This window comes from Yinghuangia seranimata, from assembly GCF_029953285.1.
GTDB classification, from domain to species: Bacteria; Actinomycetota; Actinomycetes; order Streptomycetales; family Streptomycetaceae; genus Yinghuangia; species Yinghuangia seranimata.
Genome location: NZ_JASAOI010000037.1, coordinates 79703 through 102261, shown reverse-complemented (window position 1 = coordinate 102261; position 22559 = coordinate 79703). Strand labels below are relative to the sequence as shown.

The window sequence follows — 22559 nt, the reverse complement described above, 5'->3', positions numbered from 1 at the left end:
AAATACCCAGCCCGCGCAATAGAGTCCCCGGCATGCGGGACACGATCGAGTCGCTGGTCCCGGCCGCGCGGCGGTCCGACGACGAGGGCCTGCGCGCGGTCGACGCCGCCGAGTTGGCGCGGTTCACGCTCGACACGACACACCCGTGGTGGCGGCGTTGGCCGTGTGCCCTGGCCCTGCGCGGCCGAGTGCCGGACGCGCACGCCGCCGCGCTGCTGGCCGTCGTCCAGGACACGGGCGGCGTCGGCGAGATCCGCGAAGCTGCGGCGAGCGCGACACCGACTCACGCTGGCGGCTAGAGGGCCTGTGCGCCGAACCGGCCGAACTCCCCCTGACCGGCCCGGCCCTGGACACCCGCCTCCACCGCGCCGCCGAAGCCCTCCACGCGGCAGGCCTCGCCCCGGCCGCCCCGGTCGAGATCGGCCGCCACGACGGCTCCGGCTCGGGCACGTACCACGCCTTCGTCCTCGACGGCGACGACGAGCGCGAGGTGTACATCAGCACCCTCGGCCCCTACGCGACGACCTACGAGGACTTCGAGGAGCCGCCCGCACGCGCCGCGCTCGAGTCGGCCGGCTTCCGCCGGCTCGGCGACACCCTCGGCGTCGTCCACGCCGAGGGCCTGTGCGTCTACTACTTCGGCCGCCGCGGCCCGCTGACCGTGCGCCAGCTGCTGTTCTACTGGCAGGACTGACGTCCTCGCGGACGACAGACGTCCACCCAGGGCATGGGTGGACGTCCGGGCGCGGCGTTCCGCTTCGGGCGGCGTGCGGCGTCCTACATGTCGCGCTCGGCGACGGCGATGGCGATCCCGAGCGCCTCGGTGATGTGCGTCGCGGCGGACATCACGCGGGCGGTGCCGACGATCGGGGCGATCGCGACCAGCACGTCCTGCAGCTGTTGTGCGGTCATGTGCTCCCGCATCGCCGGTTCGAGGTGCGCGAGGTACGACATGGCCGGGGCGTCCATCGCCGCCAGCGCCGCGATCCGGGTGAGGATCAGCATGTCGGGGGCCAGGCCGCACCGCTCGATCGAGTCGGCGGTCATGGCCATAAGGGTGTCCAGGACGGGGGTCTCGGATGATGTGGTGGGCATGCCTGACCATCTCCAGGTGTGTGTTCTGGTTCAGCCTGCGGGGGCGCCGGTTGGACGCTCTCGTCCGACGGTAAGCAGCCGCCGGACCGCCCGCACCAGGAGTGGTCCACCCGAGTGGACGCCGTCACGGCCCTGGCACGATGACGACGTGCTGCCGCAGTGTCGGGACGGCGATGGATCAGGGGGCGTTCGGTGGGTGAAGCAGGCTCTGACGAGCCGGAGATCGAGGAAGTGTTCCGGCTGGACTGGCTCGGGACCCTCCCTTGGCACGAGGACGACGATCCCCGCGTCGGTCAGTGGCTCTCGGTCGGGGTCGACGCCGCCGGGGAGTGGTGGTTCGACGCCTACTACTGGGCCCGATCCCGGTTCACGGGCGGGGCGCCCCGCGTCGCCGAGTTCGCCCGGTGGCTGTCGGGTCCGTTCCCGGCCGTCACGGATCCCTTCTGCGCGGATTTCCTCGTCACGGACCAGGAGTTCGTGACGGCGGCGAACGGCCATTCGTACCTGTACGACCTCACCCTGTCCCGCACCCGCGAGCAGATCGGCGGACCGGAGGACCTCGTCGTCTGCGGTGACGCACCAGGCCTCCAACTGGGCGCGGCGGTGGTGTACGAGTCGGTCGACCGGCCGACGCTCGAACGCGCCACGGCTGGGCTGCTGGCGAGGGCCCAGGGCTCGGCCTGATCGGTCGGCGTCGGTCGGCGTCGGTCGGTCAGTCGTCTGATTCGCCGTCCAGGAGCCAGGCGATTCCCTGGACCGGGTCGGCGACGACCAGCTGTGCGGCGTACAGCGGCCGCACTCGGCGATGGGGGTAGTGGTACTGCCAGGTGAGGCAGTCGAGCCGTGCGACGAACGCGGCAACGGCGCGGGGGTCCAAGGGTTCCGCCATGCCGGCCATGCGTCCGAGCAGGCGCCACACGGCCAGTCGGCCCTGTGCGTCCGACGAAGGAGGCCCGTAGGCGGAGGTGCCGCCGAGGACGCTGACCAGGAGCGGATACGCGGCCGGGAACCCCACGCCTACCGCGGAGGCGTGCCCTTCCGGCGGGTTGCTCCAGTGCGGTTCTCGGGCGTATGCCTCCACCACCACGTGCAGGTGTCGGGAGAGTGCCTCGGCGGCGGTGCCGCGCATCCGGAACAGCTCCCCGAACGCGAGGTCGTGCGCCCGCTCGTACGGCACGGGTTCCAGCGGCGGGCCCGGGTCCGCGGTCACCTGCAGCGGCATGTGGACCACGTGCTGCATGTACGGCGTCTCCCGGCAGCTGCCGTTGCGCGAGCTGTAGTCCCACGGGAACCCGTCCGGATCCCATGCGGCGGCCTCCCACGGCTCCAGCGCGAACGGAACGCCGAGGCCCCACGAAGGGTCGAGCCGCGGCTCGGCGGTCAGGTCGTCACCCCGCATCACCCTGCCGTGCGCGACCAGGACACGCAGCCAACGCTCGGTCAGAAAAGGGTCGATCTCGTCCCAGGTCCGAACCGACGCCAGCACGTCCGTCAGCCAGGTCTCGCCGGCCACGGCATACCGGTGCTCGACGGTCCACGCCGCGGCCTCGCGCGGCCCGTCGCCGACGATCACGCGCGCGATGCGGTCACGCAGCTCCACCCGTTCCCTTTGCTCCGGGCCGCCCTGCGCCGCCGCGTCTTCGACGTCCAACAGCCACGCCGTCAACTCGTCCCAGCGCCCGTGGTCCGCGAGGTCGTGCAGCCGTGCGTATTCGGCGATCGGTGGGAACACACCAGCCCCTTGGTCTGACAGCGGCGAAGTCCGCCAGGCGCCGCCGCACGATGGCGAACCCACCGCAGGCTAGTTCGGCGCCCCGGCCGCTCGCTCGCGATAATCCGGCTGGCGCAGTGACTGCGGCGCAGTCGCGTCCCCACCGCGGCCTTGCTTGGAAACCCGTTGGACCCGCCGCCAGTTGGTCTGGTTCGGTGTCCCCCGATGGTCCCCAACGCGGCCGTGCCGCTGCTCGAACACCTGCCGGCGCAGTGCGCAACGGAACTGCTGGCGCGCCTGGACGCCCGCGCGAAGCGTGATTTCCTGGCTTCGGCGCCGTTGTCCGTGCCGGTCACGGACCTGGTGGTGGAGCACGGCGGCCAGGCCGACCACTTGGCGCTGGTCGGGAATGCGGGCGTTCCGGCCGACCGCGTCGGGCGGCTGCTCGACCTCGGCGACCCGGAGGTCGCACTCGCGGTCTACCGAAGCTTCCGGGTCTCCCGGCACTTGCAGCAACGCGTGGCCGCCATGCTGCCGCCCGAGCGGCTGTTCCCCGTCGTCGACCCGGAGTACCGGCGCAACCCGGACGTCAACCAGGCGCTGTACCCGCTGGTGGAATCACGCGACCCGGACGTCGTCACCGCGGCCGTCGCCGGGCTGGTCCCGGGCGTCATGCTGCCCGGCGCGCGCACCGCCGTGCTGCGCGGATACGCGTCGTTGCACGAGACCGCCGGACCGCGGGCGGTAAGGCGGCTGGTTCGGGCACACCCCGAACTGACCCCCGGCCGTGACGACGTACCGCTGGTGGTCTGGCGGGCGTTCAAGGCACCCGACGACCCCGACGCGGTGGCCGTGGCCCTCGCCCACCTCGGTTCCACCGAGCACCTCGCCGACCGGATCGAGCTCGTGAACGGCTGGCGGGATGTCGTGTTGCTGCTACTCGCCCCACGTGAGCCGCTCGACTGGACGGTCCTCCGCGAGCGCCTGTACCCCGCCAAGCGCAGCCACTACGCCTGGCTGCTGGCCCGAGAGCCGGACTGCCCCCCGGACTTCCGCCCACGCCCGCCCCGCGCCCTCCTGCTCGAACCCCGCCGCCTCGCCGTCCTGGACGCGCGCCCCGCAGCCGAGGCACTCGCCGACCTGGTGACGAGCGCAGGCGCCGTACGCGACGCCGCCGCCACAGAGATCGGCGACGTGGTGCGGGCCACGCTCAGCGACCGCACGGAGGCGTGGATCGTGGCCCTCAGGCTGCTGGAGGACTTCCAGGGCAGCGTCCGGGAACTCCTCCACACGGCATCGGCCGCGACCGCGTAGGCCTACCGGACGACGCGCCTCACGGCCGGTGCGCGATGGTCGTACACGCTGTCGGCTGCGGCACATACGATCCGGCGCGTGAGTGACACGATCGTGTACGTCCTTGCCCTGGATCTGTCGGCCGACGAGGCGCGAGTACGCCGTGCGGAGATCGTGCGCTGGCTGACCGATCAGGGCACGCTCATCCTCAACCCGCGACACGTACGCCCCCGTGACTCCGGAGAGTTCCTTGCGGGTCCCGGCGCTGAGGCTCGGGCGACGGACGAATGGCTGAGCGGTGGCCACGAGGCGGACGTCCTGTGCGGGCGCGACGTCTATAGCGCAATGGAGTCGTTCGAGCCGCCGCCATGCCCCGGTTGCGGCAGCCAGCTGGCCGTGGAGGACCACTTGGAGCTTCTCCGCGTGTGGGAGCGGGACGGGGAGCCCACGGTGACGTGTGACGCCTGCCGGGGCTCCGCGCCCCTCGGTGATTGGGAGTCGGAGTACGGCGCCTACGTGGCCGAGTTGGCCGTCTCGTTCGAGAACTGGCCGGGGCTGAAGGGCGAGTTCGTCGCCGAGCTCGGATCGCGCCTCGGCGGGCGCTGGCGCACGGTCATGTCCCGATACTGAGCAGACGGCCTGAAGACAGAGGCGTGCCCTCAGGGGATAGGTGTGCCATCTCATGACCCTTGGTTCCTCGCGGTCAGGCTTGGCGGGCGTAGGACGCGAGGCGATCGGCGAGGGCGATGACGAGGTCTTGCAGTTCAGCGGGGCGCTCGATGACGAACGGCCGGTCGAGTGCGGCGAGTACCGGAGGCAGCCAGTCGAGCCGCTCCGCCCGCAGCTCGACGCGTAGCCAGCGCTCGGCCGCCAGGTCCTCTCCTGCCGGGGGCGCGTACTCATGCAGGCTCGCGACGCTGGCGGGAAGGTGGGCGCGGATCTGCTCGACCGTTCCGTGGATCCGCAAGGTCACCTCGTGCCGGTACTCGGCCGTGGCGAACCCCGACACTACGCGCTGTGCCGGATCGAGACCCGCGGGCGCCTCGAACGAGCCGGGCAGGGCCCTGGCGTCTGTGATGCGATCGAGCCGGAAGGTTCGGTCCTCGCCGACCTGGGCGTCCTGGCCGGTGACGTACCACCGGCCCGCGTGGGCGACGATCCCGTACGCGTGCAGCGTGCGTTCGCTGCGCCGTTCGTCGCGGTCGGTGTAGCGGATCGAGACGGGTCGGCGGTGGCGCACCGCGTCGGCGATGGTGAGCAGGACCTCGGCGTCCGGGGTGTCGAGGTCGTCGAACCGGTCCGTGAAGGCGAGAGCTTCCAGGAGTGCGTCGAGCCTGCGGGCGATGTGCTTGGGCAGCACCCGCCGGATCTTCGCCGATGCGGTCTCGCTCGCCGTGCGCTCCGTCGTCGTCAGCCCCGCTCGGCGGCCGGCGACCAGGCCGAGCAGCACGGCCAGCGCCTCGTCGTCGCTGAGCATGAGCGGGGGCAAGCGGTACCCGGGGGCGAGCCGGTACCCGCCGTAGCGGCCGCGCACCGATTCCACGGGCACGTCCAGGTCGATCAGCTGGTCCACGTACCGCCGCACGGTGCGCCCTTCGACGCCGAGCCGGTCGGCGAGTTCGGCGACCGTCCGGGTGCCGCCGGACTGCAGCAGCTCCAGGAGTGTCAGCACGCGGCCGGTGGGTCGAGGCATGTTCGCAGCCTAACGCGAATACAGGACCGATTCTGTCCACTATTTCTCCTAGCCTGCGACGTGCACGCCTTCAACACAGCCAAGGAGATCCCCATGGACTTCGTCTCGATCCGCATCATCACCAGCGACGTGGCGCGCCTCGTCGAGTTCTACGAGCGAGCCACAGGGGCGCGGGCCACGTGGGCCACCGAGGACTTCGCCGAACTCAGGACCACGGGCGCCACCCTCGCGATCGCTAGCACCCGCACCGTCCCGCTGTTCGCCCCGGGCTCCGCCCGCCCGGCGGCCAACCACAGCGTGATCACCGAGTTCCTCGTCGACGACGTGGACCGCGTCCACGAGAACCTGACCGGCTTCGTCACCGACTTCGTCACCGAGCCCACCACGATGCCCTGGGGCAACCGGTCGCTGCTGTTCCGTGACCCCGACGGCAATCTCGTCAACTTCTTCACCCCCGTCACCCCGGCGGCCATCGAGAAGTTCACACGCTGACGCCACGCACAGCCGCTCACGCGGGAGCCCTGAGATCCCAGGGCTCCCGGTGAACGCGGCCGCCGAGTGACGCGCGCCCGCGAGCTGGAGCGCCCCTGCCCCGGCGCATCCTCCGCGGTGGAGCCCGATCCAGGCTGTGTCAGGCGGTCAAGCGGGCGCGGAGTGCGCTGAGTTCGTCGCTATTCAGGCCGTTTTCGAGGAGGAAGTCCGGCATCGCCAACGAGGTGATGGTCGAGGTGAGCGAAGCCTCGATCGAGGTGCCGTGGCTCGCCAGCGTCTCGGTGACCGCGGTGAGCTGATCGCGTGCTCCGAGTTCATCGAATCGAGGCTTCATGCAGTCGAACGTCCGCAGATAGTCCGCGATGATCTCCTCCGGCCCGGCTTCGGCCAGCGTGAGCAACACCAGCGACAGGATTCCCGTGCGGTCCTTGCCGCCCGCGCAGTGGATCACCACACATCCCGGCGCGGCGTTGGCAACCGCGCGTACGGCGGCCACGATTGTCTCCGGGTGCTCCGCCAGCAGCGCCGGGAAGTAGAGCGGAGAAGCCAGGTTGTCGATCTTCGACCAGCGCTCGTGGAACGGAGTACCCGCCTCCGGGTCGAGCGGCACCCGGGTGAGGGCGATCCCTGCCGGTCTCTCCGCGAGATCCGGCTCGCACTCGTCCTGATGGCGCAGATCAACGATGGTTCGAACCCCGTACGCCCAGGCGGCCGCCCACCCCTGGGCGCTCAAGCGTGTCGGCGCCTCCATGCGCACGACCGCACCTCGCCTCATCCTCCCCAAACCGCCCAAGTCCCGGATGTTGACGCAGCCATCCCACGAAAGCTCCCTACTACCGACCGTGCCCATCAGTCGCTTCGCCCCCCGCCCCGAGTTCACTACCTGGTAGCACGAGTCTTGCCGCCGCCCCGTCTCGGCGACCAAGGTCCCGACGCTGACTCGTCCGCGTCCATGACGACCGCCTACCCGACCGGACGCAGCCGGCCTCAGGAATGCAATCAGAAGGCGGCCCGGACGTCGTCCCGCACCTGCCCGACCCGGGCGCCACCACCGGCTCCTCCGCCGACCGGCGGGTGGCCTCAGCGACGACCGGCACGGTCGCGAGGTCGTGCAGCGCGAACAGCGTGTCCTGCGCCGCGTCCACGCGCGGGCCGCCGAGCTGGTCGGCGCGGGCGGCCCTGGCCGCCACCGGGCTCCGCATGCAGCCGGGGCCGCGTCTGTCCGGGTGGTGGACGGGCGTCGTCGGTGTGCGGCGGCCCGGCGGTGGGAAGCGGTGGCGGTGTCCTGTCCCCCGTCGCACGGAGCCGGCCATGCGCCTTCGACACGTCCTCGTCCCCGTGATTGCGGCGACCGCGGTCCTGGCCTCGCCGGCCATGCCGGCCGCGTTCGCCGGGGAACCCCCCGCGAGCACGTCCAGGCAGATCGACCCCGAGGACGTTCTGTCCCAGGTGTCCTCGGACCTCGACTTGGGCGTCTTGGGCTCGGTCTTCGACTCGCTCGGCCCGCTCGGCACCCCTCCGATCGGCGTCGGTGTCGACAATCAAAGTTTGGGCGGGCTTATGGGTGAAGTCCTTCAAATCCTCTGACCGCCCGCCCACACGACGGCGCCCCAGCGCGGTGTGTGAGGACTGAGTCGGACCGGCGCGCTGTCCGCGTGGATCGCCTGTGGATCAGGCGTCGTCTTCGATCGGTTCGTCCTGCGTCGCCGTCGAAAGGTGGGCCGGGTGGCGTCGGCGGCGGCCTGCACGGTCCCGCAAGCGGCACAGCGGCGACCGTGCAGGCAGCGGTGTTCATCGCGGCTGCTGTTCGGCGATCACCGCCCAGTCGTCCGCTGCGTGGCCGTCGGCGATTGTCCGGTCGAAGACGTCCCTGAGCAGTTCGCCGAACGGCAAGGGGACTGCTTGGCCGGCGGCTGCGTCAAGGGCGAGGTGGAGGTCCTTGCGGCCGAGTGCCGCGGTGAATCCGGCCGGCTGGTATGTCCGCTGCGCGATCATCGACCCGTATCCGGAGTAGACGGGTCCGGGGAAGAGCGTCGACGCCAGCAGTTCGACGAACCGGCCCGGGTCGGTGCCGGCCGCGGAGGCGACGCTGACCGCCTCCCCGAGCGACTGGATCGCGCAGGCGATCAGGTAGTTGCCCAGGATCTTGGCGATGTTTGCCTGCTCGGGCAGCTCCCCTAGGCGCCAGGTGCGGGATCCGATCACGTCGAAGAACGGCTGGACCCGGTCGATGAGTTCGGGCTCTCCTGCCGCGAGGACGTTCAGCGAACCGGCCTCCGCGACGCTGACCCGGCCGAACACCGGGGCGGCGACATAGCCGATCCCGTGCGCGACGTGCGCCTCTGCGGCACGGCGGGCCAGCCCGACACTCACCGTTGCGACGTTGACGTGGACCGTTGCCTGTCGGGCCTGGCCGAGGACGCCGGAGTCGAGAAAGACCTCCGCGACGGATGCGTCGTCGGAAAGGACCGAGAACACCACCGGACACTGGAGGGCTTCCGCGACAGATGCAACGCGGTGAGCACCGGCTTGCGCGAGCTCTTCCGCAGGCCCCGCCGAGCGGTTCCACACCACGGTCTCGTGGCCTGCCCGCACGAGATTGCGCGCGATCGCCCGCCCCATCCCGCCCAGTCCGATGACAGCAACCTCGCCCATCGCCCAACCTCCACATGAACCGCCTAAGACGGTTCCATTGTGGCGCGGGTCGATGCCTGTGTCGAACCGGTTAAGCTGGTTCAGGTAGCGGTCTCTGGTGGTGCGGAAGGTGGTGACCGTGGAGGGCCGTCAACTGTTCCGGCTGGACAACGAGGTGCTGGCGTTCCGCTTCACCGCCACGCTGAGCGACCGGGCCGGCGCGGCGCCCCGGGAGCGGCTCTCCAGCGGCGGCCGGCTGAAGCTCTGGCTGCATGCCGCGGAGCTCGGCGTCCCCGACGTCTCACCCGCCGAGCTTCAGGACGCGCTCAGCCTGAGGGAAGCGATCTACCGTGCCGGTCTGGCCGTCACTACCGCCCGGCGACCCGATCCGGGTGACGTGGCGATATTGAACGGGGCCGCGACCGCCGGACAGCCCAGGCTCGCGCTCGAGAACGGGCTCGCGGTGTGGCACCTCGGCGAGCAGGCACCGGTACGGGATGCGCTCGGCGTGCTCGCCGCCGACGCCATACACGTACTCGGAGGCCCCGAGCGCGACCGGATCAGGGCATGCGAAGGCCCCGGCTGCGCGGGCTTGTTCCTCGACACCAGCCGCGGGGCGAACCGCCGCTGGTGCTCGATGAACACCTGCGGCAACAGGGTCAAGAAGGCCCGACTCGCCAACAAGTAGCCGACGCCAGGCAGCCGCTCCCCGAGCTGTCCGCTACTGCCTCGCGCTCAAGTCACAGGCGGGTTGACAGCTGCGGACTCCACCAGCACCCCGTCGACAACCTCACGGCCCGCAACACCTGGTGCGGTGACCGGGACGGTTCACCGGGTCGAGGCGGTCCAGCCGGTGGGGAGCGTGTAGTTCCAGCCCGGGCGCCACGCGGGTGGGGCTGCGACGAGGTCTTCCAGTGAGGCGCGGGCGAGCAGGCATTCCAGGGCCCATCGGTTGGCCGAGTGGACGATCACCAGGATCCGGCTGCCGTCCCGGCGCGCGGCCAGGTCGTGGAGGAACTCGTCGGTGGCCGCGAGGACCTGACGGTAGCTCTGACCGCCGGCGCGTTTGTGGGGCACGGAAGGGGTGGGGCGCAACCAATGGATGCCGTTGTCGTTGTCGGGGTCATGAGGATCCCCAAGGCAGTCTTCCCCGCCGCCCTCGCGGCGGCGGCCGTCCTGGCCGGCGCCGCGCCCGCCTTCGCCGGTACCAGCGACAACGCAGGCATCCGGCAAGCCGTCGACGAGATTCACACCGGGTCGGGGGACAGCAGCACGAACTTCAATATGAACATGCAGCCCAGCTCCGCACAGAACGACTTGGTCCCCGTCGTCGTCGACGACCTACTCAGCGGATGACGGTCGCTGGGCAAGTACGGGTCGACGGGTCCGGCTCGGAGTAGTCGGCCCGTCGGCCCCGCGAGGACGCTTCGCGGTGGTGCAGCCGCTTGGGGGCTTCGGGCGGAGGCGTGAAGCGCACGCGGGCGAGCCGGACAGGTTCGTCCCACGGGTCGCCGTGGCCGCTCACCATCCAGCCGGGCCAGAGAGCGCCGCCTCTCCGGTCGTGGGGTGCGAGGCGGGATACGGGCTCCACCAGTCGATCTGGCGCCGCGCGACGTCGACATGGGTGCTCGGCCCGCGTCAGGCCTCCTCCCCCGTCGGGCTGCCCGTCGTTGTGCGGAATCGGGTTCGGTAGGCCGACGGGGTCACTCCCAGCCTGCGGGCGAACGCCCGTCGCATGGACTCGTCGCTGCCGAACCCGCTGCGTCGGGCCGCGCCGGTGACGGTGTCGCCGGATGCCAGCAGGGCCTGGGCGGCCTCGATGCGGGCGGCTTCCACGTAGGCGGCCGGGGTTGTGCCGAGTTGGTCGTGGAACAGGCGGGTCAGGTGCCGGACGCTGAGGCCCGCGCGGGCGGCGAGGGCCGTGGCGGAGTGGTCGGCTGCGGGGTCGGCGGTGACCGCGTCGACGACGCCGCGCAGCAGGTCGTGGCGCGGCGGAGGGGTGCGCAGCGCGGTGGAGAACTGCGACTGGCCGCCGGGGCGTTGCATGAACACGACGAGGTCGCGGGCGACTTCGCGGGCCAGGTCGGGGCCGGTGTCGGCTTCGAGCATGGCGAGGGCGAGGTCGATGCCCGCGGTGACGCCGGCGGAGGTGAGCAGGTGGCCGTCGCGTACGTGGATGGCGTCGGGTTCGACGCGGACCAGCGGGTGGCGGCGGGCGAGGGCCGCTGCGTGCCGCCAGTGGGTGGTGGCGCGTCGGTGGTCGAGCAGTCCGGCGGCGGCGAGGGCGAACGCGCCGGTGCAGACGGACGCGACGCGGCGCGGCGGGCGGGGCGCGTCGGTGGTGAGCGCGTGCAGGGCGGGCAGCAGGCCGTCGGGGGGCGGGCCTGAGGGCAGGTCGGCGGAGCCGGGGACGACAACGGTGTCGACGGGTCCGTACGCCTCGAGGGCCGACGGGTCGGCGGGGGTGTCGACGGCGAGGCGTCCGGACGGCGTGAGGACGTCGGCTCCGTCGGGCGAGCAGACCGTCCAGCGGTACGGGGCGCCGAGCGCGCGTGCGGTGGCGAAGACCTCGAGGGGGCCGGTGATGTCGAGCTGGCGGACGCCGGGGAAGGCCAGGAAGACGATGTGGCGGTCGGCGCGGCCGCGGGTGCCTGCGGCGGGCGTTGCGGCTGCGCCTTCGACAGGGCGTGTGCGGCCGGCGGGGCCGGGTCGCGTCGTGCGGTCGGGTCGTTCCGGGGCGGGCATCCCGTCACCGTAGTGCGCGCTGTGGCGGTGGCCGGGCGGCGGCCCCGGCTCGCACGTAGCGATCGCGACCCGTGTCCGGATCCGAGGGATGCATGGCCGTACGGTCATCGTGCCGACGGGGTGCCGGAGGCGAGGCTAGGGGTGTTCCGCCAACCGGGGACGAGGTGTTCGCCCCGGTCGGCCCGTTCACCGGCAACCCGGGAGCCTGCCATGTCGACGACCTCCTCCTCCGTCCCGTCCGTTCCGTCCGAGGTGGGCGGCATCAAGGTGCCGGACAGCCGTCTCGCCGCCGAGGCCACCGAACTGGTGCACGACGTCGCGGGCGAACTCCTGTTCCATCACTCGCGCCGCGTCTACCTGTTCGGTGCCTGGCAGGGTGCCCGACGGGAACTGGCATTCGATCCCGAACTCCTGTACGTCGGAGCGATGTTCCACGACCTCGGCCTCGTCGACCCCTACCGGACCACACACCGCCGTTTCGAGATCGACGGCGCCGAGGAGGCGGCGACGTTCCTGCGCGGCCACGGCGTGCCCGAGGAGTCGGTGCGGCTGGTGTGGGAGGCGATCGCGCTGCACACGACGCCGGAGATCCCGTACGGCATGCGCCCCGAGGTCGCGCTGGTCACGGCCGGCGTCGAGCTGGACGTGCTGGGCATCGGCTACGCGGACCTGCCCGCCGAGGTGCGTGCCGCGGTCGTCGCCGCGCACCCGCGTCCGGACTTCAAGCGGCGCATCCTGGCGGCGTTCACGGACGGCATCGCCCACCGTCCGCAGACGACGTTCGGGAACGTGAAGGCGGACGTGTTGCAGCGGTTCGTCCCGGGCTTCGTGCGGGGCGATTTCGTGGACGTGATCGAGGGGTCGGGCTGGCCGGAGTGAGCGGCGCGCGACGTCCCCCGCGAGCGTGCGCCCCAAAGGCCGAGGACGCGTCAGCCCGAGCAGGCGCCCCGCTGGTCGTCCTGCCACTCGCAGACCGGGCACAGCGTGGCACCGGGCCGGGAGGCCGGGTACTCGGTGGGCTTGCCGCACCGGACACAGTCGGCATACGGCGCCCCGGCCTCGTCCGCGGTGGCGGGTTCGGGGCGCGGCGCGGCGGGGGCGCAGTAGGCGGTGTCGTCGCCGTCGGGCGCGGGCGGCGTGTCCTGGTGCATGGGGTCGACCTTAGGCCGTGTCGACGGGCGCGTCGTCGCGGGGGCTCGTCGTGTCGTGACCGGTGATTGTTTCGCGACGCCGTTCCCGCGATGCTGGCGTCACCGCCCGAGCCGTGGCGTGAAAGCGCCCCGGCCGGAGCGGGTACCGGCTGTGATCCACGTCATGGTCGGGGCCGCTCCGGGACCGATGAGTCCGGGGCGGCGCGGCGGTCTCTATTGCCGTAACGCACGCGAAAGACACCCGAGGAGCACATTCCGATGCGCGTAGTGGTCAGCGAGTTCATCAGCCTGGACGGCGTCGTGCAGGCGCCGGGTGGTCCGGACGAGGACCGCGACGGCGGATTCGCGAACGGCGGCTGGACGCACCCGTTCTTCGACCCCGAGGTCGTCGGCGGCGCGTTCGCCGACGCCGTCTCCAAGGCGGACGCCCTGCTGTACGGCCGGCGCACCTGGGAGAACATGGCGGGGGCGTGGCCGGAGCGGGCGGGCGACCCGTTCGCGGACCGGATGAACGAGCTCCCGAAGTACGTCGTCTCCGACACGCTCGGCGACGCCGACCTGCCGTGGAACACGAAGGAGCGGATCCCGGTCGAGGCCGCCGCCGCACGCGTCCGCGAGCTGCGGGATACCGAGGGCGGCGACCTGGTGATCATGGGCAGCCCGTCGCTGGTCCGGACGCTGCTCAGCGCGGGGCTGGTCGACGAACTCCGCCTGATGGTCATGCCGGTGCTGGTCGGCGGCGGTAAGTCGATCTTCCCCGAGGACGGCGGCCTGCGGACGCTCGAGCTGGTGTCCACGGTGATCAGCGAGGCGGGCGTGCACGTGGCGACGTACCGCGCCGTCCCCAGGCCCGCGCGCCCCCCGTCGAGGCCCCCGGCCGTCCCCGGGGCCGGCGCCCTCGACGACCTCCGCGGCCCCTCAGGACACGGCACCGCGATCATGAAGCCGCACGGTCACGGAGACACCGCTCCGTTGTCGTCGCCGGCCAGGGCCAGGAGGCTGACCAGGTCGTAGGCGACGTGCGAGGCGGCGATGGAGGTGATGTCGGCGTGGTCGTAGGCGGGGGCGACCTCGACGACGTCGCCGCCGACGAGGTTGAGGCCGGCCAGGCCGCGCAGGATTTCGAGGAGTTCGCGGGAGGTCATGCCGCCGGCTTCGGGGGTTCCGGTCCCGGGTGCGTGCGCGGGGTCGAGGACGTCGATGTCGATGGAGACGTACAGCGGGCGGTTGCCGATCCGGGCGCGGAGCGCGTCCACGGTCTCGTCGATGCCGCGCCGCATCACATCCGAGGAGGTGACGATGCCGAAGCCGAGCCGGCGGTCCTCGTCGAGGTCGCGCTTGCCGTACAGCGGCCCGCGGGTGCCGACGTGGCTGAGTGCTTCGGTGTCGACGACGCCATCCTCTACGGCGCGGCGGAAGGGCGTGCCGTGGGTGTACTCGGCGCCGAAATAGGTGTCCCAGGTGTCGAGGTGGGCGTCGAAGTGCAGGACCGCGACCGGGCCGTGCCGCTTGGCGACCGCGCGCAGCAGCGGCAGTGCGATGGTGTGGTCCCCGCCGATGGTCACCAGGCTGCCGGCGGCCGCGAGGAGTTCGCCGGCCTCGTGCTCGATGGTCTCGATCGCCTCGTTGATGTCGAAGGGGTTCACCGCGATGTCGCCGGCGTCCGCGACCTGCTGCGTGCCGAACGGGTGCACGTCCAACGCGGGGTGGTACGGCCGCAGCAGCCGCGACGCCTCGCGGACCGCGGTCGGGGCGAAACGCGCGCCGGGGCGGAAGGAGACCCCGGTGTCGAAGGGGACGCCGACCACCGCGACATCGGCGCGGGGCACCTCGTCCAGGCGCGGCAGCCGGGCGAACGTGGCGGGTCCGGCGTAGCGCGGGATGCGGGAGGAGTCGACGGGGCCGCGGGGGTTGCTCATGAGGGGGCTTTCCGGGTCGGTCCCGGGGCGCTGCCGCGCCCCGGGACGGGTGTGCGAGGTGTCAGGCCGCCGGGGCCGGCGTGACGTCGGCGGGTCGGCTGTGTGCGTCGTCCATGCTCAACTCCGGTGTGGGCCGCCGGAATCCGCGGGTCATCCAGATCAGGTACGCCACCCCGGCCGCCAGCCAGCACGAGCCGATCGTGAGCGCGAGCGGGCTGAGGCGGGTGAGCATGTACGCGGTGACGCAGGCGCCGAGGGCGGGCAGCACGACGTACCCGAGTACGGGGACGCGCTCGATGTGCCGGTGCCGGATGTAGTAGGCGATGACGCAGAAGTTGACGACGGTGAAGGCCGCGAACGCGCCGAAGTTGATGAAGGAGGTCGCGGTGGCGAGCGAGAGTTTCAGCCCGACCAGGCACATCGCGCCGGTGGCCAGGAGGCTGTAGACCGGTGTTCGGGTCGCCGGGTGGAGCGTGCCGAAGATCCGCTTCGGCAGCACGCCGTCGCGGCCCATGGTGAACAGCAGTCGGCTGGAGCTCAGTTGCACGGCGAGGCCGGACGCGAAGCCGCCGATGATGCCGGCGATGTTCGTCCAGTCCGCGAAGGTCTGGCCGCCGACGTCGACGGACATCGTGTAGGCGGCGACCTCGGGGTCGTCGAACGCGCCCCCGGGGTGTACGAGTTGCATGATGTAGGCGACCGCGGTGAACAGGATGCCGCCGAGCGCGACGACCAGCACCACGGCCCGCGGGATGGTGCGTTCGGCGTCGCGCGTCTCCTCCGACAGCGTGGTGACCGCGTCGAAGCCGAGGTACGAGTACGCGGCGACGGCTGCGGCGGCCGTGATACCAGTGATGCCGCTGTCCGCGTTCCACACCGGGGCGGTGTAGGACGCCGGGTGGTGCTCGGCGAGGTGGACGACGCAGTACGCGGCGAACAGCAGGACCAGGAAGACCGCCAGCCCGGTGAGGAGCTTGTTGACGCGGTCGGAGAGCGCGACACCGACGATGTTGACCGCGGTGGTCAGCACGGCGTTGACGAGCATCCACGCCCAGACCGGTACCGAGGGGAACTGGGCGTTCAGATATACCGATTGCAATAGCCAGGCCACCATCGGCAGGAAGAGGTAGTCCAGGAGGACGCTCCATCCGACGAGGAACCCGACGGGGGAACCGAGCAGCCGTCGCGAGTAGACGTACGCGGAACCGGAGGCGGGGTAGTGCCGGGCCATCTTCGCGTAGCTGAGCGCGGTCAGGCAGATGGCGCAGGTGGCGAGGAGGAACGCGGTCGGGGCGGCGCCGTCGCTGTCGGCGGCGATGATGCCGAAGATGGCCATCACCATGCTGGGCGCCATGTAGGCGATGCCGAAGGCGACGACCGAGAACAGCGACAGGGTGGGCGTGAGTCTGCCCGGTGCGTCGCTCATTCGCCCGCCGCCTCGGCGGCGGGGCGCCGGAAGACGGCGGGGGCGGCCGGACGCAGGTCGGCGGGGGTCTCGGGGGAGATGGCCGGGCGCCAGGTGGCCGGGTCGATGTGGCCGTTGTAGAGCGGGAGTTCGAGGGGGCTGTCGCCTTCTCGGAAGTGGTCCCAGGGCCAGGAGTCGCCGCCGGTCCCGAACTTGCGCGCCGCGGCGACCTGGTCGAAGTCGACGACGCTGAGCAGGGTGGTCTCCTCGGTGCCCGCCGCGGCGACGCGGATGCCGCCTTCCGGGTCGACCAGCAGGCTCTTGCCGACCGCGGTCGGGGAGGCGCCGTTGACGCTGGCGACCCACACCTGGTTGACGATCGCGTTGGCCTGGTTGACCGGGATCTCCTGGGCGCGTCCTGACGTCGAGGTCTGCACGACGTTGACGACCAGTTCGGCGCCCATCCAGGCGAGGTGCCGGGTGACCTCGGGGTACCAGGCGTCGTAGCAGATCGACAGGCCTATCCGACCGGTTCCGGGCATGTCGAAGACGACGAACTCGCGTCCCACGCACATGGGTTCGTACGGGCGCCAGGTGAAGATCTTGCGGTAGCGGGCGACCAGGCGGCCGTCCGGGTCGTACACGACGGCGGTGTTGAACACGCGTCCGTCGGTGTCGCGTTCGAGGACGGTCCCGGGGATAAGCCAGACGCCGAGCTCGCGGGCGAGTCCGGCGAGCGCGCGGCCGCGCGGACCGTCGAGGGGTTCGGCGTACTCGGCGTAGTACTCGTCCTCGGTCATGGTCTCGGCCCCGAGCGAGCAGAGGTGCAGCTCGGGGTAGACGACGAGTTCCGCCGCGTTGGGGGACTTCATGCGTAGGCGCAGACCGGCCGCGAAGTCGTCGAACGACTCGGCCGCCGCTTGGACGAGGGCCAGTCGCAGATGTCGGCTCATGGGGCGTGGCTCCTTGCTCCACGGCCGCCGCGGGATGGTGCGGGCGCGGCGGCGATGGGAGGTGAGGGTCGTGGGACGGGGCGGGAGGGACCTCACGAAGTTTCCTTATAGGAATCATCTGATTTCTATGAGGAAACGCGTCGGCAAGTATTTGGCTGGCGGTGGCCTCTGTCAAGATGTGCGTGGAGTCACGGATCGAGGTGGAGGCACGATGAGACCGGTCAGCCCGCAGGCGTCGGACGCGCCGGTCCGGATCGGTGCCAAGCTGCGCGGCAGCCGCCTGGCCCAGGGGATGACCGTCGAGCAGGTGGCCGCCGCGACCCGGCTCAGCAAGGGCTTCATCAGCAAGGTGGAGCGGGACGAGACCTCGCCGAGCGTCGCCACGCTGGTCACGCTGTGCCAGGCGCTGTCGCTACCGATCGGCTCGCTGTTCGAGGAGGCCCCGAGCGCGACCGTGGAGCTCGCCGACGCGCCACTCATCAACATGGGCGGCACAGGCGCCGTGGAACGCCTGGTCACCCCCCGGGCCCAGGCGAAAGTGCAGGTCCTGCGCTCCACCCTGGAACCCGGCGCGGACGGCGGCCGGCAGCTCTACACCATCAACTGCGAGGTCGAGGTCATCCACGTCGTCACCGGGCGGATCACCGTGGTGTTCGCCACCCACGAGGTCGCCCTCGGCCCCGGCGCCACCCTGACCTTCCCCGGACGCGAACCCCACACCTGGCGCAACACAGGCGAAGAGACCGCCGAGGTCCTGTGGGTCATCACCCCCGCCGCCTGGAGCGGATCGAACTGACCGCTGGGCGTGTCGACGGCCTGCGGACGCCCCACACCGGGCCCGGCCCGGCCGCGGCCTCCGGTTCCGCAGGTTCCAAGCTCCGGCCGACGGCCTCCCCGCGCCCTACGGGCCCAGGGCGGCGCGGATACGGGCGATCTGGGCGGTGACCAGGTCGTCGGCGGCCATCGTCGGGGTCTGGCCCAGCGGGTCGAAGTGCCGGAACGCCGCCAGGACGTCGCCGATGCGGACGATGGTGTGCCCGGTCGCGGACCTCGACTCGGGGTCGCCGGGGATACCGAGGCGAACGCCCGCGCTGAAGTCCCCCACTGGTGGTACCTCGACCCGTTCTGGCTCGGACCACGACGGCGCGCCCACGCGCTCCCGGTCTCCGGGGCTGCGGTCCCAGGTCGGCCTCGCCTCGCCTCGGCCCGGCGTCCGCGAGGCGGTTCGTCAGCCCTTCGTCGGGTCCGCCGAGCGGGTCAGGCCTGCCGTGAGGGCGATCAGCTGGTCCGTCAGCTGTTCGATGCGGGCGCGGGACCGGGTGACCTCGGCGGCCGCTTCGTCGCGGGCCTGTTCGGCCGCGGTGAGGCGGGCGTGGAGTGCGGTCAGTTCGGCGCGGGCCTCGGTGGTCTCGGTGCGGGCTCGGTCGGCGTCGGCGGTCGCCCGGGCGGCGTCTGCGTGGGCTTGGGCGGATGCCGATTCGGCCGTCTCGCGGGCCTGTTCGGCGTCGGTGCGGGCGCGTTCCGCGGTGGCCGCGCGTTCTTCCGCGGCGGCTTCGGCGCGTTCGGCGGAGTGGCGTGCAGCCTCGGCGCGTTCGGCGGCCGCTCGGGCCTGGTCGCGGTCGGCGGTGGCCTGTTCGGCCTGGGCGCGGGCGGTGTCGGCGGACTGCTGGGCGGACACCCGGGCCTGCTCCGCCGCGTCGGCCTTGGCCGTGGCGTGGGCGGCGGCGTCGCGGGCGGCGGCGGCATGGCCTTCGGCGGCGTCGCGCGCGTCGCGGTCGGTCTGGGCCCGGGCCTGGGCGAGGTCGCGTTCGGCGCGTGCCGCTTCGGCGGCCTCGGCGGCCCGGTCGGCCTCGAGGAGGGCGCCGTCGCGGGCGGTGGCCGCCGCGTCGGCCTCGGCGCGGGCGGCGGCCGCGAGTTCGGTGGCCTCGGTGGCCTCGGCGCGCGCCAGGTCCCGTTCGGCGCGTGCCGCCTCGGCTTCCGCGTGGGCGGCCTCCTGGGCTTCGCGCGCGGCCTCGCGTCCGGTGTGGGCGGCGGCGATCTGCCCCGCGGCCTCTGCCCGTACCTCGGCGATGTGGCGTTCCACCCCGGCGGCGCTGAGCTCGCCGGACAGCGCGTCGGCGAGGGCGTCGGCGAGCTGCTCCATCCGCTCGACCATCTCCCACGTGCGGGCCACCTGTCCGGGCAGGCCCGGCGCGTACCGCTGGCGCTGGCGGGAGTTGCGGGCCGCCTTCAGGCACGCGCCGTCGTTGTCCTGGCAGTACCGGAACGGCCGTCCGGCGCCGGGCTTCTGCGGGACGGGGCGCGCGCAGTGGGCGCAGGGACGCACCTGCTCGGTCGTAGGTTCCACGAGCGTTCACCCTACGGGGAAAGGCGGCCTGATCAGCGACGGGACGTGCGGTGAGCGCCGACGAGCCGCCGGGCGGTCAGACCGTGTCGAACAGTTCGTCCAGGTGGCGGTCGAGGATCGCCAGCGCCTGCTCGCCCGTGCGTTGGCCGCCCAGGACGCTCGAGCCGAGGCCGTTGACCATGGCGAGCAGTCCGGCGGCGGCGATCGCCGGGTCCCGGCGAGGGCTGATCCGGCCCGCCTCTTGGGCGGCGCGCAGTTGCTTTGCCAGGAACCCCTCGAGCAGGTCGGGCTGGGCCGTGCCGTGCTGCGCCAGTACCTCGGGGTCGCTGAGGACGAGTGTGTAGTAGGCGGCGTACGTGCGGGTGATGCGTCGGCTTTCCGCGTCGGTCGGCAGGACGCAGGAGAGGATCGCGGTCACGATGCTGCGCGGTGTGGGCGGGGTGCCGGCGGCGCGGATCCAGGCGTCCATGCGGGCTTGCAGCTGGCCGCCGAGGCGGGCGAGCGCGTCCAGGAGCAGGGCCTGTTTGGTCGTGAAGTAGTACTGCACCAGCCGCAGGGAGACCCCGGCTTCGGCGGCGACGGCGCGCATGCTGGCCGACTGGAGGCCGTCGGTGTCGGCGATGCGCAGCAGGGCTTCGGCGATCTGCCGCCTGCGTTCTTCGTGGTCGACGCGCTCGGGCATGGTCAGGACTCCCTCTCGTGGTACACCCGTATCATGCCTGTGATACACATGTATCATGAGGATCGGCGAGTTCAAGAACGACCGTGCCCGTGACCGTTTCCAGACCGCCTACGACCACGCGCTCGACGAGCTGTGGCCAGGCCCGCGCACCGCGCTCGACATCCCGACCCGCTACGGAACCACCCGCGCCTACCGCGTCGGGCCACCGGCCGAGGACCCCGTCGTCCTGCTGCCGGGGGCCGGAGGCAACTCCCTGATGTGGCACGCATACGTCGGCCTCCTCGCGAAGCACCGCACCGTTGTCGCGGTCGACACGGTCGGCGAGCCCGGTGCCAGCGTGCAGACCACGCCGATCGCCGACGGCGACGACGCCGCCACGTGGTTCGACGACGTCCTGACCGGGATCGACACGAACGCCGCGCACGTCGTGGGCTGTTCGTACGGCGGATGGCTCGCCCTCACCCACCACCTGCGCCACCCCGGCCGGACGGCCTCGCTCACCCTCGTCGACCCCGCCGGCTTCGCCGAGTTCGGCACACGCTTCTACGCCTGGCTGATCGCCGGCGGCCTGGCCGCAGCCGCACCCCGGCGCCTGCGCCCGCGCCTGGCCCGCCTGGTCGGCAACAGCGCGATCCTGGACACCGAACTCATGCGTCTGATGCGGGCGTCCATGGGCTTCCGCCGCGCCCTGCCGATACCCCCGGTCTACTCCGACGACGAGCTGCGACGCCTGGACATCCCCACGCTGGTCCTGCTCGGCGAGCGCAGTGCCCTGCACGACGCGCGCAAAGTCGCCGAACGGATCACGGCGACCGCCCCGTCCGCGCGCGTCGAGATCGTGCCCGGCACCGGGCACGCGCTCCCCACCGACGCGCCTGAGCTGGTCGCCGAACGGATCCTCGACATGGCCGGACGCTGACCCCGCCACGCCCGGGTCGGCCCGACGGGCACCGGCCTATTCCGCCGAGCCTACGACCGACCACTGCTCCAGCTCGAACAGTCGTTCATGGCTGACCTCGGGTGCATGCCAACCGCGGCTCCGGGCGTGGGCGGCGAACTCGGCGGGCAGCGCGACGCGATAGGTCCTCACGTAGTAGCCGAGCTCTCCGGGCCACCACCACGTGCCGTCGGTGCGGATGCCGCGACGCCCCGCGACACGGTCGTTGCCGCTGAGCACGTCCGGGGCGCTGCTGGTCGAAATGGCCAGCCATACGCCGCCGTCCAGGTAGGCGGCGAGCTCGTCGGCGTACTCACCCTGCCGGCCGACCGCATCGTGCAGCGACTCGCCGTCAGGCTCCCCGTCGGGCAGTTCGCGGAAATATCCGAGGTCGCGGACCACCGGGCCTCCTGCGTGGGCGGTGTCGTGGGACGCGTCGCAACGTACGACGTCCCGCGTGTCCCGTCTCCCGAATATCGGCGCAGGGGCGGTGCGCAAGGGCTGGTCCGCACGACTTGCAATCGGTACCCGGGTGCAGGCTTACCGTCGGAGAGGAGCCCCCGCCCTCACCGGCGCGGGCGGTCGACGGAGGGAGTCCGCGATGGCGCAGACCTGGGTGCCGGAGGCGTGCACCCTGCCGACACGGGAGCAGCCGCTGCGGGCGGCCGGGTTCGACGCGCTGTTCGGGGCGTTGCTGGCCGAGGTGGCACGGCCGGAGCCGACCCGGGCGCGGCTGACGCTGCCCTTGGAGGTCGAGGCCCGAGCGCGGGACCTGGCGCAGCGGGAGGCCTGTTGCTGCTCGTTCTTCACGTTCACGTTCGGCCGTACGGACGCCGACACGGTCTGGATGGACGTGGCCGTCCCGGGGCCGTACGTGGCGGTGCTCGACGCGATGGTCGGGCGCGCCGAGGCGTCCCGGACGGGGGCGGCATGAGCGCCGAGACGTCCGCGAGCTCCTCGACCTCCGAGACCTCCGCCGGCCTGCGTTCCGGGCAACTGGCCGACGCCGCCGGGGTGAACCCGCAGACGCTGCGCTACTACGAGCGCCGCGGCCTGCTGCCCGAGCCGGAGCGGACGCTCGGCGGCCACCGCGTCTATCCGCCGGACGCCGTCGCGCTGCTCCGCGTCATCAAGGCCGCCCAGCGCCTCGGGTTCAGCCTGGACGAGGTCGCGGAACTGCTTGAGGCCGGACGCCACCACCACGGCCGCGACAGCGGCGGCCTCCAGGCGCGGGCCGCGGCCAAGCTCGCCGAGATCGACGCCAGGATCGCCGACCTGCAGGTGATCCGCGCCGCGCTGGTCGAGGCCGTCGACGCGGGCTGCGACGACCTGACCGCGTGCGCGACCAGCGACTGCTGCCCCCTGCCCTTCACCGAACTCGCCATCGAGGAGCGCCGCGCCCGGCGTGCCTGACGCGGTGGCTCAGCGGGATCCCGCAGCACCGGGTACGCCGCAAGTCGCCCCGCCCGTCCCCCCGTTGGCGCATCCACACCCCCACCGAC

General features: G+C 72.1%; 30 protein-coding genes and 1 pseudogene. 15 read left to right on the top strand and 16 right to left on the bottom strand.

Annotation, left to right across the window (positions count from 1 at the left end; translation table 11 throughout):
- The first annotated feature begins 32 nt into the window (after nt 1–32).
- Complete coding sequence (locus QI554_RS23280) at nt 33–299, top strand: hypothetical protein (RefSeq protein WP_281472145.1); 267 nt, start codon at nt 33–35, stop codon at nt 297–299.
- Here the strand turns inward: QI554_RS23280 and QI554_RS23275 are convergent.
- Complete coding sequence (locus tag QI554_RS23275) at nt 296–457, bottom strand: hypothetical protein (RefSeq protein WP_281472144.1); 162 nt, start codon at nt 455–457, stop codon at nt 296–298. The genes QI554_RS23280 and QI554_RS23275 overlap by 4 nt on opposite strands.
- Nucleotides 458–490: 33 nt before the next feature.
- Between QI554_RS23275 and QI554_RS23270 the strand changes: the two genes are divergently transcribed.
- Nucleotides 491–694, top strand: a complete 204-nt coding sequence (locus QI554_RS23270; protein WP_281472143.1) for a hypothetical protein — start codon at nt 491–493, stop codon at nt 692–694.
- Nucleotides 695–777: 83 nt separating this feature from the next.
- Here QI554_RS23270 and QI554_RS23265 read toward each other — a convergent pair whose 3' ends face one another.
- Entirely contained in the window at nt 778–1095 is a 318-nt protein-coding gene (locus QI554_RS23265) for a carboxymuconolactone decarboxylase family protein (protein ID WP_281472142.1), read from the bottom strand.
- Between the two features lie 192 nt (nt 1096–1287).
- Between QI554_RS23265 and QI554_RS23260 the strand changes: the two genes are divergently transcribed.
- Entirely contained in the window at nt 1288–1779 is a 492-nt protein-coding gene (locus QI554_RS23260) for a hypothetical protein (RefSeq protein ID WP_281472141.1), read from the top strand.
- A 28-nt stretch (nt 1780–1807) separates the two neighbouring features.
- On the opposite strand, the gene QI554_RS23255 is transcribed toward QI554_RS23260, so the two are convergent.
- The gene (locus QI554_RS23255; protein WP_281472140.1) at nt 1808–2827 is read right to left on the bottom strand and encodes a hypothetical protein; all 1020 of its coding nucleotides are present in this window, start codon (nt 2825–2827) and stop codon (nt 1808–1810) included.
- Between the two features lie 204 nt (nt 2828–3031).
- Here QI554_RS23255 and QI554_RS23250 point away from each other — a divergent pair, with 204 nt between their 5' ends.
- Together QI554_RS23250 and QI554_RS23245 are read left to right on the top strand one after the other, a co-directional pair.
- Nucleotides 3032–4120: a hypothetical protein gene (locus QI554_RS23250; protein WP_281472139.1), complete on the top strand. Its 1089-nt coding sequence runs from the start codon at nt 3032–3034 to the stop codon at nt 4118–4120.
- Nucleotides 4121–4198: 78 nt separating this feature from the next.
- The gene (locus tag QI554_RS23245) at nt 4199–4729 is read left to right on the top strand and encodes a hypothetical protein (RefSeq protein ID WP_281472138.1); all 531 of its coding nucleotides are present in this window, start codon (nt 4199–4201) and stop codon (nt 4727–4729) included.
- Between the two features lie 73 nt (nt 4730–4802).
- Here QI554_RS23245 and QI554_RS23240 read toward each other — a convergent pair whose 3' ends face one another.
- Nucleotides 4803–5792: a helix-turn-helix transcriptional regulator gene (locus QI554_RS23240; protein ID WP_281472137.1), complete on the bottom strand. Its 990-nt coding sequence runs from the start codon at nt 5790–5792 to the stop codon at nt 4803–4805.
- Between the two features lie 93 nt (nt 5793–5885).
- On the opposite strand from QI554_RS23240, the gene QI554_RS23235 reads away from it, so the two are divergent.
- Nucleotides 5886–6284: a VOC family protein gene (locus tag QI554_RS23235; protein ID WP_281472136.1), complete on the top strand. Its 399-nt coding sequence runs from the start codon at nt 5886–5888 to the stop codon at nt 6282–6284.
- Nucleotides 6285–6423: 139 nt separating this feature from the next.
- Here QI554_RS23235 and QI554_RS23230 read toward each other — a convergent pair whose 3' ends face one another.
- Complete coding sequence (locus QI554_RS23230) at nt 6424–7134, bottom strand: tyrosine-protein phosphatase (RefSeq protein ID WP_281472135.1); 711 nt, start codon at nt 7132–7134, stop codon at nt 6424–6426.
- Nucleotides 7135–7595: 461 nt separating this feature from the next.
- Between QI554_RS23230 and QI554_RS23225 the strand changes: the two genes are divergently transcribed.
- Nucleotides 7596–7871: a hypothetical protein gene (locus tag QI554_RS23225; RefSeq protein WP_281472134.1), complete on the top strand. Its 276-nt coding sequence runs from the start codon at nt 7596–7598 to the stop codon at nt 7869–7871.
- A gap of 204 nt (nt 7872–8075) precedes the next feature.
- On the opposite strand, the gene QI554_RS23220 is transcribed toward QI554_RS23225, so the two are convergent.
- The gene (locus tag QI554_RS23220; protein ID WP_281472133.1) at nt 8076–8939 is read right to left on the bottom strand and encodes an NAD(P)-dependent oxidoreductase; all 864 of its coding nucleotides are present in this window, start codon (nt 8937–8939) and stop codon (nt 8076–8078) included.
- A 118-nt stretch (nt 8940–9057) separates the two neighbouring features.
- Between QI554_RS23220 and QI554_RS23215 the strand changes: the two genes are divergently transcribed.
- Nucleotides 9058–9606, top strand: coding sequence for a CGNR zinc finger domain-containing protein (locus tag QI554_RS23215; protein ID WP_281472132.1), 549 nt, complete (start codon nt 9058–9060; stop codon nt 9604–9606).
- 140 nt (nt 9607–9746) lie between these two features.
- On the opposite strand, the gene QI554_RS23210 is transcribed toward QI554_RS23215, so the two are convergent.
- Nucleotides 9747–9995 carry a hypothetical protein gene (locus QI554_RS23210; protein ID WP_281472131.1) on the bottom strand — a complete coding sequence of 83 codons (249 nt, stop codon included), beginning with the start codon at nt 9993–9995 and terminating at the stop codon, nt 9747–9749.
- A gap of 48 nt (nt 9996–10043) precedes the next feature.
- Between QI554_RS23210 and QI554_RS23205 the strand changes: the two genes are divergently transcribed.
- Nucleotides 10044–10274 (top strand): hypothetical protein, encoded by a 231-nt coding sequence (locus QI554_RS23205; RefSeq protein WP_281472130.1) that lies wholly within the window; start codon nt 10044–10046, stop codon nt 10272–10274.
- A 282-nt stretch (nt 10275–10556) separates the two neighbouring features.
- Here the strand turns inward: QI554_RS23205 and QI554_RS23200 are convergent, their stop codons facing one another.
- Nucleotides 10557–11663, bottom strand: a complete 1107-nt coding sequence (locus QI554_RS23200; protein ID WP_281472129.1) for a GlxA family transcriptional regulator — start codon at nt 11661–11663, stop codon at nt 10557–10559.
- Between the two features lie 210 nt (nt 11664–11873).
- Here QI554_RS23200 and QI554_RS23195 point away from each other — a divergent pair, with 210 nt between their 5' ends.
- Nucleotides 11874–12542: an HD domain-containing protein gene (locus tag QI554_RS23195; RefSeq protein ID WP_281472128.1), complete on the top strand. Its 669-nt coding sequence runs from the start codon at nt 11874–11876 to the stop codon at nt 12540–12542.
- Nucleotides 12543–12592: 50 nt separating this feature from the next.
- On the opposite strand, the gene QI554_RS23190 is transcribed toward QI554_RS23195, so the two are convergent.
- Nucleotides 12593–12814, bottom strand: coding sequence for a hypothetical protein (locus tag QI554_RS23190; protein ID WP_281472127.1), 222 nt, complete (start codon nt 12812–12814; stop codon nt 12593–12595).
- Nucleotides 12815–13072: 258 nt separating this feature from the next.
- On the opposite strand from QI554_RS23190, the pseudogene QI554_RS23185 reads away from it, so the two are divergent.
- A pseudogene (locus QI554_RS23185) lies at nt 13073–13651 on the top strand (dihydrofolate reductase family protein); the annotation flags it as partial.
- Nucleotides 13652–13767: 116 nt separating this feature from the next.
- Here QI554_RS23185 and speB read toward each other — a convergent pair.
- The 3 genes from speB to QI554_RS23170 all read right to left on the bottom strand — a co-directional run bounded on the left by speB (nt 13768) and on the right by QI554_RS23170 (nt 17091).
- Complete coding sequence (gene speB, locus QI554_RS23180) at nt 13768–14733, bottom strand: agmatinase (RefSeq protein ID WP_281472126.1); 966 nt, start codon at nt 14731–14733, stop codon at nt 13768–13770.
- A 61-nt stretch (nt 14734–14794) separates the two neighbouring features.
- Nucleotides 14795–16159, bottom strand: a complete 1365-nt coding sequence (locus QI554_RS23175) for an APC family permease (RefSeq protein WP_281472125.1) — start codon at nt 16157–16159, stop codon at nt 14795–14797.
- Entirely contained in the window at nt 16156–17091 is a 936-nt protein-coding gene (locus QI554_RS23170) for a carbon-nitrogen hydrolase family protein (RefSeq protein WP_281472124.1), read from the bottom strand. The genes QI554_RS23175 and QI554_RS23170 overlap by 4 nt, the downstream gene beginning before the upstream one ends.
- Nucleotides 17092–17302: 211 nt before the next feature.
- Between QI554_RS23170 and QI554_RS23165 the strand changes: the two genes are divergently transcribed.
- Nucleotides 17303–17887, top strand: a complete 585-nt coding sequence (locus QI554_RS23165) for a helix-turn-helix domain-containing protein (protein ID WP_281472123.1) — start codon at nt 17303–17305, stop codon at nt 17885–17887.
- Between the two features lie 105 nt (nt 17888–17992).
- Here QI554_RS23165 and QI554_RS23160 read toward each other — a convergent pair whose 3' ends face one another.
- From QI554_RS23160 to QI554_RS23150, 3 genes are all read right to left on the bottom strand, one after another.
- Complete coding sequence (locus QI554_RS23160; RefSeq protein WP_281472122.1) at nt 17993–18196, bottom strand: hypothetical protein; 204 nt, start codon at nt 18194–18196, stop codon at nt 17993–17995.
- A 123-nt stretch (nt 18197–18319) separates the two neighbouring features.
- Nucleotides 18320–19438 carry a hypothetical protein gene (locus QI554_RS23155; protein ID WP_281472121.1) on the bottom strand — a complete coding sequence of 373 codons (1119 nt, stop codon included), beginning with the start codon at nt 19436–19438 and terminating at the stop codon, nt 18320–18322.
- A 76-nt stretch (nt 19439–19514) separates the two neighbouring features.
- On the bottom strand, nt 19515–20120 hold the full coding sequence (locus tag QI554_RS23150; RefSeq protein ID WP_281472120.1) for a TetR/AcrR family transcriptional regulator: 606 nt from the start codon (nt 20118–20120) through the stop codon (nt 19515–19517).
- 55 nt (nt 20121–20175) lie between these two features.
- Between QI554_RS23150 and QI554_RS23145 the strand changes: the two genes are divergently transcribed.
- Nucleotides 20176–21039, top strand: a complete 864-nt coding sequence (locus tag QI554_RS23145; RefSeq protein ID WP_281472119.1) for an alpha/beta fold hydrolase — start codon at nt 20176–20178, stop codon at nt 21037–21039.
- A 36-nt stretch (nt 21040–21075) separates the two neighbouring features.
- Here the strand turns inward: QI554_RS23145 and QI554_RS23140 are convergent, their stop codons facing one another.
- Nucleotides 21076–21459, bottom strand: a complete 384-nt coding sequence (locus QI554_RS23140; RefSeq protein ID WP_281472118.1) for a hypothetical protein — start codon at nt 21457–21459, stop codon at nt 21076–21078.
- Between the two features lie 199 nt (nt 21460–21658).
- Between QI554_RS23140 and QI554_RS23135 the strand changes: the two genes are divergently transcribed.
- Nucleotides 21659–21991 carry a hypothetical protein gene (locus QI554_RS23135; RefSeq protein ID WP_281472117.1) on the top strand — a complete coding sequence of 111 codons (333 nt, stop codon included), beginning with the start codon at nt 21659–21661 and terminating at the stop codon, nt 21989–21991.
- Nucleotides 21988–22470, top strand: a complete 483-nt coding sequence (locus QI554_RS23130) for a MerR family transcriptional regulator (protein ID WP_281472116.1) — start codon at nt 21988–21990, stop codon at nt 22468–22470. The genes QI554_RS23135 and QI554_RS23130 overlap by 4 nt, the downstream gene beginning before the upstream one ends.
- Nucleotides 22471–22559: the final 89 nt, after the last annotated feature.